General features: G+C 66.0%; 10 protein-coding genes. 1 reads left to right on the forward strand and 9 read right to left on the reverse strand.

Going from position 1 to position 12635, the window contains the following annotated elements; all coding sequences use genetic code 11:
- Positions 1-6: 6 nt before the first annotated feature.
- The 7 genes from HND92_RS18610 to HND92_RS18640 form a co-directional block, all read right to left on the reverse strand.
- Positions 7-1572: a polyamine aminopropyltransferase gene (locus HND92_RS18610; RefSeq protein ID WP_172209023.1), complete on the reverse strand. Its 1566-nt coding sequence runs from the start codon at positions 1570-1572 to the stop codon at positions 7-9.
- Positions 1569-4268, reverse strand: a complete 2700-nt coding sequence (locus HND92_RS18615; RefSeq protein ID WP_172209025.1) for a DEAD/DEAH box helicase — start codon at positions 4266-4268, stop codon at positions 1569-1571. The genes HND92_RS18610 and HND92_RS18615 overlap by 4 nt, the downstream gene beginning before the upstream one ends.
- Before the next feature lie 107 nt (positions 4269-4375).
- On the reverse strand, positions 4376-6082 hold the full coding sequence (locus tag HND92_RS18620; protein WP_047349266.1) for an ATP-binding protein: 1707 nt from the start codon (positions 6080-6082) through the stop codon (positions 4376-4378).
- Positions 6083-6087: 5 nt separating this feature from the next.
- Positions 6088-7719 (reverse strand): site-specific DNA-methyltransferase, encoded by a 1632-nt coding sequence (locus HND92_RS18625; protein WP_172209026.1) that lies wholly within the window; start codon positions 7717-7719, stop codon positions 6088-6090.
- A gap of 79 nt (positions 7720-7798) precedes the next feature.
- Positions 7799-8020: a DUF350 domain-containing protein gene (locus tag HND92_RS18630; RefSeq protein WP_011807176.1), complete on the reverse strand. Its 222-nt coding sequence runs from the start codon at positions 8018-8020 to the stop codon at positions 7799-7801.
- A gap of 49 nt (positions 8021-8069) precedes the next feature.
- Positions 8070-9566: a DUF4178 domain-containing protein gene (locus HND92_RS18635; RefSeq protein WP_172209027.1), complete on the reverse strand. Its 1497-nt coding sequence runs from the start codon at positions 9564-9566 to the stop codon at positions 8070-8072.
- A gap of 82 nt (positions 9567-9648) precedes the next feature.
- Complete coding sequence (locus HND92_RS18640; protein WP_172209029.1) at positions 9649-10710, reverse strand: SPFH domain-containing protein; 1062 nt, start codon at positions 10708-10710, stop codon at positions 9649-9651.
- A gap of 160 nt (positions 10711-10870) precedes the next feature.
- On the opposite strand from HND92_RS18640, the gene HND92_RS18645 reads away from it, so the two are divergent.
- The gene (locus tag HND92_RS18645) at positions 10871-11137 is read left to right on the forward strand and encodes a DUF2061 domain-containing protein (protein ID WP_011807179.1); all 267 of its coding nucleotides are present in this window, start codon (positions 10871-10873) and stop codon (positions 11135-11137) included.
- Between the two features lie 170 nt (positions 11138-11307).
- Here HND92_RS18645 and HND92_RS18650 read toward each other — a convergent pair whose 3' ends face one another.
- A complete protein-coding gene (locus HND92_RS18650; RefSeq protein ID WP_011807180.1) occupies positions 11308-11613 on the reverse strand; it encodes a flagellar basal body protein in 306 nt (101 codons plus the stop codon).
- Between the two features lie 54 nt (positions 11614-11667).
- Positions 11668-12606, reverse strand: a complete 939-nt coding sequence (locus tag HND92_RS18655) for a LysR family transcriptional regulator (protein ID WP_047349238.1) — start codon at positions 12604-12606, stop codon at positions 11668-11670.
- Positions 12607-12635 lie beyond the last annotated feature (29 nt).

Consider the following 12635-nt stretch of genomic DNA (forward strand, 5'->3'; position numbering starts at 1 on the left):
CAGGGATCAGTGGGCGACCTGGCCCCACTCCTGTTCGTAGGTGTGCACCAGCACCTGGTTGGACAGGCGGTTGACCTCGGCGGGCACGCGCGCCATGTCCCGCGGGAAGTCGAACAGCAGGGGCAGCGCGGCCGCGTCCAGAAAGCGCAACCCCGCGGGCAGCTCGGCCGGCACGCGCCAGGGGCGGCGGCTGGCGATGACGAAGCCCCACTCGCCAAAGCTCGGCACATGCGCGTGGTAGGGCCGCGCCTGCAGGCCCACGGACTCGATGGTCGTGACCACCGTCCAGAAGCTCCTGCGCGCCACCAGCGGCGAGGTCGTCTGCACCACCGCATAGCCGCTGGCGGCCAGGCGCTGGTCCAGCAGGGCGTAGAAGCTGTTGGTGTAGAGCTTGCCGATGGCGAAGTTGGTGGGGTCGGGAAAGTCCACCACGATCACGTCATAGGTGTCATCTCCCTGTTGCAGCCACTGGAAGGCATCGGTGTTGACGATGGTGAGCTTGCGTGACGCCAGCGCATCGCCGTTCAGCTGCCGCAGCGTGGGGTGGCTGCCGAAGAGCTGCGTCATCGCCGGGTCCAGCTCGACCAGGGTGACCGACTCCACCGAGGGGTACTTGAGCACCTCGCGCACGGCCATGCCGTCGCCGCCGCCGAGCACCGCCACGCGCTTCGGATGACCGTGCGCGGCCATCACGGGGTGCACCAGGGCCTCGTGGTAGCGGTATTCGTCGCGCTCGGCGAACTGCAGGTTGCCGTTCAGGTACAGGCGATGCCCCGCGCGCCCGTGCGTGACCACGATGCGCTGGTAGGGCGAGGCGCTGCTGAGCACGATGCGGTCCTGGTAGAACTTGTCCTCGGCAAAGCGCGTGATGTGCTCGGCCCCCAGCAGCCCCGCCAGCAGGGCCGCCAGCACCAGCGCACAGGCCAGCGCGTGCGCGCCAAAGCGCCGCAGCTCATGCCGGAACAGCCACAGCGCCCACACGGCCACGGCCGCGTTCATGAAGCCGAACAGCAGCCCCGTGCGCACCAGCCCCAGTTGCGGCACCAGCAGCAGCGGAAACGCCATCGACACGGCCAGCGCGCCAAGATAGTCGAAGGTGAGCACCTGGCTCACGAGGTCCTTGAGCTGCACATTGCGCTTGAGGATGCGCATGACCAGCGGGATCTCCAAGCCCACCAGCGTGCCCACCAGCAGCACCATGCCGTACAGCAGCACGCGGAACGCACTGGGCACGTAGGCATTGGCCAGGAACAGCACGGCAGGCAGCGCCCCGCCGATGAGCGCCACCAGCAACTCGATGCGCAGGAAATGCGCGGGCAACTGCCGCTCGAAGTAACGCGACAGCCACGAGCCTACGCCCATGGCGAACAAATAGGTGCCGATGACGGTGGAGAACTGCAGCACCGAGTCGCCCAGCACATACGACGCCAGCGCCCCGGCCGCCAGCTCGTACAGCAGGCCGCAGGCGGCCACCACGAACACGCTGGCGAGCAGCGCGATGTCGATGGGGCGGGGGCCCGGCAGGGGTACGGCCGGGGTTGTGATGCCAGGGGCGCCGCCAGGAGTGCTCATGCCAGCGCCGTGTCCAGTTGCTGCGCCAAGCCTTCGATGGTTAGCCAGCCAAACACCGCGCGGGCGCCGCTGGTGCGCGCCCACAGCTCTCCGACCTGGCGTTTCTCGATTTCGTAAGGGTCGTTCAGCAGGTGCGCGCCTTTGAACTCCAGCAGTGCCACGCGCCCGTCCACCAGCTCGGCCACGAAGTCGGCATAAAAGCGCCCGCGCGAGGTGGGCAGGCCAAAGCCGCAGGGCGCGGTGTCCAGGTTGCGCACCCAGTGGCGCACCTTCGGGTGGCGGTCGATGAGCTGCGCACATTGAAACTCTTGCCCGCCATCCTTCAGATCGGCCAGCACCGGGAAGTAGTGCTTGCCAAACTGATAGCGCCCGCCGTAACGCGAGGCCACGGGCGCGGGATAGCGGCCCGGCTCGAACACATGCGGGTGCGCCCAATCGGGCTCGATCAGCCATGCACCGCCATCCCCCAGACCCAGCACCTGTTGCTGAAAGGCACGCCGCGTGGCCGCCTCGCGCAGGTCGCCCACATGAGCCTCGATGGCGCGTGTCAGCTTGAAGCGCGCCTGCGCCAGCACCACCAGCGGCACGCCGCAGCCGTGCAGTTGGTGGTTCACCACGGCAGCCAGGTAGGCGCGGCGCTGGCTCTGCGTGAACCCGGCCAGTTCAGGTGCCTTGAACAGGGACTGGTCCAGCCAACCCACCAGGGTGTCGGCATCGATGCTGCTGCTCTCCCAGTCCATGGCCATTTGCGCGCTGCCCGCAAGGCGCAGCGCCACGCGGGCGCCGTCCATGCCGATCTCGAAAACGTCCGACTCCTGCGCCACCTGAAAGCTGGGCAACTGCACCGCCTGCGGCGCCAGCAGGTCCAGCTCCACGGCCTCCAGCACCGCCTCGCGCTCCAGCGGCCACAGGGGGGCCTGCGCGTCAAGCCGATAACCCAGCGTGGGTAATGGCGCAAAGGGCATGTTGCGCGATGCGGGCGCAGCTTGCGCCGCCACCAGCGCGTTGTGCTGTGCCACCTGCTCGCGCACTTGCTCCTGCTTCTTGGCGCCGCGCACCTGGGCCAGCAGCAGCGCTTCGGTGTCCTGGCCGATGTGGCCGGTCACCACCACCTGCTGCACGCCGGCAATCGCCCGCTGCTGCACGCCAGGCAGGGCCAACAGCTTGGGTGAGGCGGCAATTGCTTCAAAATTTGTAGCTATTGGCGCTTGCTGGATGGGCGCTGGAGCCTGATTTTTCTCCAAATCGTTGTCCCACAGCGGCAGGCTGCTCGGTGGCGCGATCATGCTCGCCACATCCAGCGCTTCAAAGCCCATGTGCTCGATCAGTCGATCCGCCAGTGCGTGCGCCGCCTGCGAGAACTCCGCCGCGCACACATGGGCGTAGGCGCGGTTGAGCGCCTCGCGCCCCCGGCGCGCAGCGTAGGGCATGCGCAGCACGCGGCCCAGCAGTTGCTCCACCGCCGTGGCGCTGCTCAGTTTCTGCAGGCTGCACAGCACATAGGCAAACGGGCAGTCCCAGCCCTCGCGCAGCGCCTGCACGGTGATGACGTAGCGCACCGGGCAGTCGCGCGCCGCCAGGGGGATGTCATCCAGGCCACGCTCCTTGCCGGTGGCCACGACCACCTGATGGGCCGGCAGCTTCAGTTCATCGACCAGATAATCGCGCAGCTTTTCGGGCGGCATTTCTTCGCCCGCGTTCTGGGCCTGAAAGAGCACGATGGGCCGCACATAGCCCGCGCCCGCCGCCTCGTCCTTCAGTGCCTCGGCCTCCAGCTTGCGCTGGGTTTGCACCGCGCCGAATACGGCGGCGGGCCAGCCCTCGGGGTGCTCGGCCAGTACGATGGGCAGCTTGATCATGTCCTCGGCCGCGAGCTCCTGCGCACTGACGTGGTACAGCACGTTGGTCTTGGCGGCAATGGGAGTGGCCGTCAGCTCCAGGATGAACGAGGGGTTGAGCCGCTGCAGCGCCGTGAAGCTCTTGTCCGTCTTGGCGGTGTGCGCCTCGTCCACGATGAGCAGGGGCTGGTGCAGCGCCAGCCAGTTGGCCAGGCTCCAGCGCGGCTGGCCCGCAAAGCCTGCCAGCACGCCGGTGGCGTCGCGCTCCACATCCTCGTGCGTCACCAGCGCGTCGGGCAGCTCGCGCAGGCGGCCCAGCGCCCGCTCGTCCACGCCCCTGAAATGCGGCTCGAAACTTTCTGAAAAGCTGTACACGTTGCGCTGGCCCGCATCCTCGATGCGAAAGCTCTGGATCGACGCCACCACCACGATGGCGTTGCGCCCCCACTCGGGCGGGGCAATCTGGGCCACGTCCTCCAACACGCACACGCGCAGCCCCTCACCGTAGGCATCGGCCAGCGCAGCGCGGTAGGGGTGGCCGGGCGTCTGCAAGGCCTTCAGCGTCTGCTGGCGGATGGCATCACTGGGCACCAGCCAGACGGTCACCGGCGCATCCACCGCCGCCCACTCGCGCGCCAAGAGCGGCACGGCATGCGCGGCCAGCACCGTCTTGCCACCGCCCGTGGGGATGCGCAGGCACACGCAGGGCAGATCGTCGCCAAACGCCCCCGCATGCCAGGGGCGGCCCGCCAGTTCGCTGAACGCACTCACGGGGCCCTTGACCCGCGCCGCGCGGGCAAAGGCGGCCAGAGTGTCGAGCGCGGCTTGCTGGTAGGTCTTGAGGGAGATGGGGGGCATGGATTGGGAAGGATTGGGGAGGATTGGGGTCAAAACCCCAATGCAAGCCATTGATTTGAAAGAAGCTTTCTAAGCGATCGAGGCAAGTTGTTTGGGTTTATTGGGGTTTATTGGGGTTTGTTTGTCGCGTCATCCGACACCAGCGCCCACAGGGCCGCCTTGGTGGGCCCTCCAATATTCCGGATACGCCCCTCTTTGGACATTTCCTTGAGCAAGGCCTTGATGTACGCCTTGCGCTGGGCCAGTTCCGGAATCCACAGTTGCAGCTTGGGCAAGAGCAGTTCATCAACTTTTGCACGCGGCTGCGGTCCCATGGCGAGCAACTTGCACACAGCGGCCTTGTAGTCGTCGGCGTCAGGGCGGCGCTGGTTCAGATACGCCACCTCCTGCCCCGTCGCCACAGCCAACTGAGCCGATATGTACAGCTTGGGGCTTCGCCCCTCAATCAAGCCCGCCCGCCGTAACTCCGCCACCTGCGCAGCATCGAGCTTGCGTTTTTTCTGCACCCGGTCGAGCCAAAGCACATGCTCGATGGGCAGGTCGGTGCGCTCCATCAACCAGTGGCTGTAGTTCTCGTCGATCTCCTGACCATAGACGTTGAAAACGGTGCGCAGAGGGGATGACCCTTCATAGTCCGGCAGCGGCAAGAAACGCCGCCGCTGCGCTAGCACCATGTCGTGGATGCCGAAGCCCACCTTGTCGATCATGCCCACTTCGGCCATGGCTTTGGCCAGGCGCTCGTTGCGGTAGCGCTCCGGCGTTCGCGCCCCGCTGGCGTACTCGTCGGGCTGTCCGTCAAAGAAACCGCCCAGGTTGATCATGCGCACCAGCCCGGCCGACTCCTCCACGACGACACGCCCACATTGTGCGTAATCTTGGTGCGCCAGGCAGTTGTGCAAACCTTCGAGCAACACAGTGTTCGTGTCGTAGCGCGGCAAAGTCACCGCCAAAAGTTCATTGGCCGGGAACAGCTTGATATTAGGGTTCCGCACGCGCAACGCTACCTCGGTAGTGGTGAGCAAAAACGGCGGGTGGAAATGCTCTGCCACCCTTTCGGCAGCCACCTTCCAGGTGATCTCGACGGGATGAGGCGAAAGCAGTGCCATGGCGCTTTCGCGGCGCCCCAGCAGCAGCAAGCCAGCACGCGTAATCCGCCCGTGGATCGTCAAGCCAATCTTGTCTAAGAGCTTCTCGGCGCTCCACTGCGACACCTGCGCAGCCCAGGGTTCGCGTTGGTGTTTCTCAAAGTATTTTTCGCGCGCCTTGGCAATAGCGGCTTCGTCAAGGTCGTCCAGCGTGGCATCGGGAACCACGGCCGCACTCCAATCCTCGCCCGCTAGATTCTCAGCCAAGATGGCACGCCGCCGTTCTTCGCGAAGTTCCACCAGGCTGTCGCCATCGCGCTGCCATGCTTTATCGTGCGCTAGCACCAGTTCGCGCGGAGCATGGCGCGGCACGTGCACCAGCCACACCACTGCGCCCGTATCCCCTGCGCGCAGTTCCTGCACATGCAGCCCCATTGACGGCAAGCCAGGCGTTTTGCCCAACACCCGGTGCACCACGTTCTCCGCGGTGTAACCGGCAAAATCCCGAATGCCGGTCGGTGTGAGCGTTTTGTCCTGTGCTCCAATCACCACGCAGCCACCGTCCATATTGGCTAAGGCACTGATGTAGGACACCAAGTCATCGCCCTTGCGCCCCGAGATGTTCGACTTGAGTGAATGCCATTCTTTCCACTCGTGGCGTTCGTTCTCACGGGGAAACTGGGCACGCAACCAGCGCTGAAGTTCTGCCGCTGTGTCGAATTCCTGCATGGCATTCACCTCGCCTTCACGTCATACGGAATGTGCTTGAACGTCACCCGCGCACGCGCCAGCGTCTCGGGGCCCAGGCGGTTGGCCTCGCCATAGACCACCAGCGGGGCGTCGGGATGGGGCGTAGCGGCGTGCAGTTGCAAGAGTGCATCGAGGACGGCGCGCGTGAGCACATTGCCGCTGGCCGGGCGCTTGTCGCCCAGGATGCCGTTGAAGAGCAGGTAGTAGGCCGTGCGGCTGCGCAGCACCAGCTCGGGAGGCTCGGTTTCAGGTGGAATTGCGGCCTCGGGTGCATCAGGCAAGCGCGAGAAGCTATCAAAAACAGAGTGCGTACCGAGCCAGGGCGTGCCCGCCTGGCCGTTGGCGGAGTCGAAGGCGGTGCCCGTCTCCTGTTGCCAGACAAAAGCCGCCAGCGTGGCGAAGCGTACCTCGGGGTGGATGCAGCCTTGTGCGTCAAAAACGGGAGCGCCCAGGCGGGCGAAGCGAAAGCCGCCGCCGCCCTGCCAGCCCACCGCCTGGCTGATTCCGCCCTGCTCGCCCGCTAACACCTTCTCCAGCCGGGGCAGGCAGTGCGTGGCGGCGTGTTCGCCCATTTCGATGCCGATCCAGCGCCGGCCCATCTTGTGCGCCACGGCGGCGGTGGTGCCGGAGCCGAGGAAGCTGTCGAGGACGAGGTCGTTGGGATTGGTCGCGATCTCAAAGATTCTCTGCAAAAGCTTCTCCGGCTTGGGAGTATCGAAAACCTTCTGCCCTTCGAACAAAGCCTTGAGTTCCGCACTTGCATTGCGTGTGCTGCCTGCGAATTCGTAAGGCCACCACGTCTTATTTACGACTCCTTCCTTTGCTTCCGACAGGAACTTTTTTTCCATCGGAAACTCGGCGTCCCCCTGCTTTCCCCACCATATGCGGTCATCAGCCTGGAGCCACTTCATCTTGTCGGGAGGCCTGCGCCAGCTACTTCCTTTGGGTGGAAACACTTCCTTCCCCACTCGATTCTTCAAGGCGTAATAGTCGCGCTCTCTGAACTCAGCCCGTGTCAACGGTGCCGCCAACCAAGCCCCTCGTGGATCATCATCCGGGTTGGTGTAGTTCGCTAACTGCTCTTCGTTACGCGGAAGAAGGGAGAACTTGAACGCACCTGACTTCCGTGCGACGAGCAAGTGGTTATGCGTTTCTGCCATGCCGGCCGCGTTGTTGCCTGGCGTATCTTTCGATTGCCAAACAACATTCGCGACAAAATTCCGCCGCCCAAACACCTCATCCATCAGCACCTTGAGGTAATGCCCCTCGTTGTCGTCGATGGTCACCCAGATCGAGCCGTCCTCGCTCAGCAACTCACGCAGCAGTTGCAGGCGCGGCAGCATCATGCTCAGCCACTGGCTGTGCTCCAGGTTGTCGTCGTAGTGCTCGAACGCGCTTTGCGTGTTGTACGGCGGGTCGATGAAGATGCACTTCACCTTGCCCCGGTAAAACGGCAGCAGGGCCTTCAGGGCTTCGAGGTTGTCGCCCTGGATCAGCAGGTTGCCCTGCGCGCTGGCGGCATCGCCGTGGGTGGAGACGGTGTCCAGCAGCCGGTAGGGCACCTGGGCGGCGGTGGTGAAGGCGGTGGAGCGGTTGAGCCAGTCGAGGGTGGGCATATCAGGCAGTCAAAGGCCCGCAGCGGGGGGCGCAAGGCAAGCTCGCTATTGTGGTGCAGGCATTGCCCGGCCCGGGCCTTCAGTGAATGGCCGCCGCCACGATGATGCTGATGCCCAGGCACATCGCGGCCACCACCATCGCCAGGGCGCGGTTCTGCTTTTCCACGATCTCGGCCCACAGGTCGGCCGGGGTGACCTTGTCGATCAGCCAGAAGCACAGCCAGAAGATGACCACGCCGATCAGCGCGTAGAGGATGGACCCGAGGAAGGCCGCGGGCCGAAGCCATTCGATTCCCATCATGGCGTTTGCTCCTTGGAGGGGTTGAGAGAAAAAGGGGTCAGAAGATTCGTCATTTATGGCCGCCGCCCGTGCTGTAGCCACCGAACGAGCCACCCGAGCTGCGGTAGTACCCGCCTGAAGAGCCCGAGCAGTTGCTCATGAGCACCAGCAGGATGATCAGCACGATAAGGATCACGATCACCGTGCCGCAGCCGATGCCAGAGCCCGCGGCGACGGGCCCCGCGTCCTGGCGGCGAAACAGCGCCGCCTTGTCGCCCAGCTTGAAGGCCTGGGCGACGGCGCTGGAGTCCATGCGCTGGCCGTGCGACCAGGTGACCTCGCTGCGCGACTGCTCGCGCGACAGCAGGCCCTTGCCGTTCACGGCGGCAAAGTCGCTGTTGCTGGTCTTTTGGCCGCGTTCCACGGGCCAGTAGAACTCGCCCGCCACATAGTTGGTCTCGGCCTGGTAGGTGGAGGTCAGGCGGTACTGCGTGCCCAGGTAGGTGGCGGTGGGCGCGCCCGGCTTGTGCTGCGGCGCGCCCGTGGCGGGGCGCACCAGGCTCCAGCCATCGCTGGCGTCCACCAGGAACAGGAAGCCCCGCTGGCGGTGGTACAGCAGGTACTCCTCCCAGCCGAAGTGCTCGTCATCCCCGGGCTCCATGCCCGTGCGGTGCTGAAAGCCCACCACCTGCCATGGCGCGCCCTCGAACTGTCCCACGCTGCCCAGCGGGATCAGCGGTTGCACCGGTTCGTACTGTGCGGCATGGCGCAGCTCGCCACCCAAACCCGCGCTCAGGTCGATCAGGCTGTGGCACGACGGGCAGGTGCAGCTCTTGGTGCTGGACAGCTGCACCTGCACCGGCGCGCCGCAATGGGGGCAGCTGAACTGGCGGCCCTTTTCCTCCTTGGCGGACTCGTCCTTCAGGCCCTGGAACTGCAGATCCTCCAGCCGCACCGCCCGGCCGCGCTGCACCTGGGGGGGCTGGGTGCCGTAGTCGATGGAGAGCACCTCGCCGTCGGCCGAGCGCAGCTCCACCACCTGGAACGGCGTGCCCAGCGGCGGCAGCTTCGGCACCTCGCCCTCGGCCGCGACGAGTTGTGCGCGCACATTGGCCGCCACGCTGAACGGCTGGCCGGCCACGGCCGTGGTCATGCCGACGCGAAAGCGCTCGGCTTCGGGCAATTCCCGCCCCAGCGTGGCCGGGCGGGTGAAGACATAGGCGCCGTTGTCCTCGCTGAGCGTGGCGGTGCTGCCGTCCTGCAGGAAGGCAACCCACTCGGTCCAGCGGCCTTCCTCGCCCTGGTATTGCAGGCGGCCGATCAGCGTGAACGGCAGCGTCTGGCCGTCCAGCGCGATGCGTCCGCTGGCCATGAGCTGCAGCGGGCTGTGGTCGTCGAAGACCTCGGCCATGCGGCCCAGGCGCTGCAGCACCTCGCCGCTGCGCACCACGGTGCTGTGGCAGTAAGCGCAGATGGCATGGGTGGATTGCGCGCTCCTGAATTCGACCGGCGCGCCGCAGCCCGGGCAGGGCGCGCGGTAGGTCCGCTGGGTGCCGCTGTCGGCCATGCGTCGTGGATCTAAGGTGTTTTTGGCCTCCAGCGCTTGTGTGGCAAGCGCTGGCAGCTACTAAAAAGAGAGTGCACGCGCGTCAGATGAGCTTCTTCAGCAGCTCCGCCTTCTTCGCGTCGAACTCCTCCTGCGTGAGGATGCCATTGGACTTGAGCTCGCCCAGCTTCTCCAGCGTGGCCATCACTTCCTCGGGCCGCACGCCCACCGGCGCGGCAGCAGGCGCGGCCTGCGGGGCCGATGGCGCAGCGCCGCCCTGCAGGCCCTGTTGCAGGTTCTGCGCCAGCACCTGGCCCAGCGCCACGCCGGCGCCCAGGCCCATGGCATCGCCCGCCACGCTGCCGCCACCGTTTCCACCACCCGCCGCGCCTTCGGCGAACTTCGGGATGGCCTGCGCCGTCTGGTACTGCATGAACTTGCCCATGTCGTTGCCGACCATGCCCATGCCGATCTTCTGGTCGAGGATCTTCTGCAGCTCTTCGGGCAGCGAGACGTTCTGCACCGTCATCGATTCGAGCTTCAGGCCGATCTTGGCGAACGCGGGCTGCAGTTCGTGTGCCAGCGCGTCGGCAAACATCACCTGGTTGGCCGCGAGGTCGAGGAACGGCAGGCCGCTGCCCGCGATGGCGTTGCTGATGTTCTGCAGCACCAGGCCGCGCAGCTGGCCCTCCAGGTCCGCCGAGGGGTAGGACTCGCGCGTGCCCGAGATCTCGGTGTGGAACAGCTTCGGGTCCGCGATGCGGTACGCATAGTTGCCGAAGGCGCGCAGGCGCACCGCGCCAAAGTCCTTGTCGCGGATGGTGATGGGCTGGGGCGTGCCCCACTTCTGGTCCACCTGCTGGCGCGTGCTGAAGAAGTACACGTCGCTCTTGAACGGCGACTGGAACAGCTTGTCCCAGTTCTTCAGGTAGGTCAGCACCGGCAGCGTCTGCGTGGTCAGCTTGTAGGTGCCGGGGCCGAACACGTCGGCCACCTGGCCTTCGTTGACGAACACCGCCATCTGCGACTCGCGCACCACCAGCGTGCCGCCGTTCTGGATTTCCATCCCCTCCATCGGGAAGCGCCAGGCCAGCGTGCCATCGCCGTCCTCGGTCCACTGGAGGATGTCGATGAACTGCTTCTTGATGAAGTCCATGAGGGCCATGCGGTGCTCCCGTTCGGGTCGGTTGAGAGGTTGAAAAAAAGAGAGCGGCCATCATATCCGCGGCGATTCGACAGTTTCTATCTGCAACTTAGCCAGGAACAATTGGCCAAACCAAATGCGAATGACTAGCATTCTCCATATACCGCTACAGGAGAACACCATGTCCCGCATCCGCATCGCCGCCCGCCACAACCTGCCCACGCTGGCCAAGACCGGCAGCTATTACGTGATCCACATCTGCGTGGCCGCCCTGGTGGCGTATGCCGTCACGGGCAATCTGATTGCGTCGCTCACCCTCAGCCTGCTGGAGCCCACGGTGCAGGCCGTGGCGTTCTTCTTCCATGAAAAGGCCTGGGAGCGCGCCCGCCAGCGCCGCGAGGCACAGGCACACGCCCCTGCGGAGGCCGCCCATGCGCATGCCGCCTGAGACCCCGGCCCACCTGCGGTCGGAGTCGTTTACCGACTGGCTGGCGCAGCAACTCGCGCACCTCGCCCGGGCCGCATGATGGGCTAGCGGGTTGCGATTGCTCTTATTTACGTAGCTATTAGCGCTTGCCAGATAAGCGCCAGAGGCACTTTTCGTCTAAACCGACAGCGTCACGCCCGCACGTCCAGCAACGCGCCCGCCATCTCATCGGCGCGGCGCAACACCAGCAGGTTGGCCTGGAAGGCATAGGTGGCACTGATCTGCTCCACGGCCTCCGCTTCCAGCGCCACGCCGGGCGCGGCCGCAGGCGCTGCCACGCGCGCCTGCACGCCGCCCGGCGCCGGTGCGGCCTGCTGGTCCACCGTCTGGCGCCGAAAGCCCGGGGTGTTCAGGTTGGCCACGTTGTGGGCACTGCTGTCCAGGCGCAGCTGCGCGGCCTGCAGACCGGATTGGGCGATGGCGGCAAGGGTGGTCATATGCCTTGCATTATCGGCAGCGCGGCCCGGCGCTTGAGCGGCCCGGGCGGGCCGTCAGACCCCATGCGCCTGCAGCAGGCAGCGCTGCAGCAGTTGCGCGGCCCGGCTGGGTGCGGGTGAGCGGCGCACCAGGCTGACGAAGCGGCAGTCGTAGCGGAACAGCGCGGGCCGCACGGGCTGCATGCGGCCCTGGCGCTCGAAGCTCTCGGCATAGTGGTCGGGCAGAAAGCCCAGAAAGCGCCCCGACAGCACCAGCGTGGCGATGGACTCCTGGTCAAACCCCGTGGCCGCGCGCGTCAGGCGCGCCTCGTGGCTCAGCTCCATGTTGGGCGAGTGGTAGCCCAGCCCCGCGAACGGGTAGCGGCGCACGGCGTCCCAATCCAGATCGTCGTGGGGTGCGCCGAACAGCGGGTGGCCCGCGCCGCAATACAGCAGCATGGTCTCGCCGAACAGGTCGGAATAGACCAGGCTCTGCGAGCTGCGGTGGGCGGGGATGATGCCCACCTGGAAGCTGCCGTCGATCACGCCGCGCTCGATGGCGTTGATCGACCCCACATGCAGCTGCAGCTGCACGTCGGGCGCTTGGGCCGTGAAGGCGGCGATGGCGTCGCCGATGCGCGCGGCCGGGTTGCTCGCCGTCTTGTCGAACACCGCCACGGCGAGTTGTCCGCCCATGCGGTCGTGGATGTCGTCGATGCTGCCCAGAAAGCCACGCACCGAGGCCAGCAGGCGCAGCGTCTCCTCATAGACCCGCTGCCCCTCGGGCGTGAGCGCAAAGCCCGCGCGCCCGCGCCGGCACAGCGTCAGGCCCAGGCGCGTCTCCAGGTCCTTCACATGGCGGCTCACGGTGCTGGTGCCGATGTTCAGCTCCAGCTCGGCCGCGGCCATGCCGCCGCACTCGACCACGGCCTTGAACACCTGCAGCAGGCGCAGGTCCATGTCGGACAGCTGCCCCAGCACGGCGCGCGGACGGCGGGCGTTTTTTACTTGCATGGATTGCTAAGTGAATGTGGATATTTGTT

The sequence above is a fragment of the Diaphorobacter sp. JS3050 genome, from assembly GCF_013154915.1.
Classification (GTDB): domain Bacteria; phylum Pseudomonadota; class Gammaproteobacteria; order Burkholderiales; family Burkholderiaceae_C; genus Diaphorobacter; species Diaphorobacter nitroreducens.

Bases quoted from the DNA above. Each gene is read 5' to 3' on its own strand.
- HND92_RS18635 (WP_172209027.1), bottom strand. From the start codon at position 9,566: ATGGCCGACAGCGGCACCCAGCGGACCTACCGCGCGCCCTGCCCGGGC.
- HND92_RS18645 (WP_011807179.1), top strand. From the start codon at position 10,871: ATGTCCCGCATCCGCATCGCCGCCCGCCACAACCTGCCCACGCTGGCC.
- HND92_RS18625 (WP_172209026.1), bottom strand. From the start codon at position 7,719: ATGCCCACCCTCGACTGGCTCAACCGCTCCACCGCCTTCACCACCGCC.
- HND92_RS18655 (WP_047349238.1), bottom strand. From the start codon at position 12,606: ATGCAAGTAAAAAACGCCCGCCGTCCGCGCGCCGTGCTGGGGCAGCTG.
- HND92_RS18615 (WP_172209025.1), bottom strand. From the start codon at position 4,268: ATGCCCCCCATCTCCCTCAAGACCTACCAGCAAGCCGCGCTCGACACT.
- HND92_RS18620 (WP_047349266.1), bottom strand. From the start codon at position 6,082: ATGCAGGAATTCGACACAGCGGCAGAACTTCAGCGCTGGTTGCGTGCC.
- HND92_RS18650 (WP_011807180.1), bottom strand. From the start codon at position 11,613: ATGACCACCCTTGCCGCCATCGCCCAATCCGGTCTGCAGGCCGCGCAG.
- HND92_RS18610 (WP_172209023.1), bottom strand. From the start codon at position 1,572: ATGAGCACTCCTGGCGGCGCCCCTGGCATCACAACCCCGGCCGTACCC.
- HND92_RS18640 (WP_172209029.1), bottom strand. From the start codon at position 10,710: ATGGCCCTCATGGACTTCATCAAGAAGCAGTTCATCGACATCCTCCAG.
- HND92_RS18630 (WP_011807176.1), bottom strand. From the start codon at position 8,020: ATGATGGGAATCGAATGGCTTCGGCCCGCGGCCTTCCTCGGGTCCATC.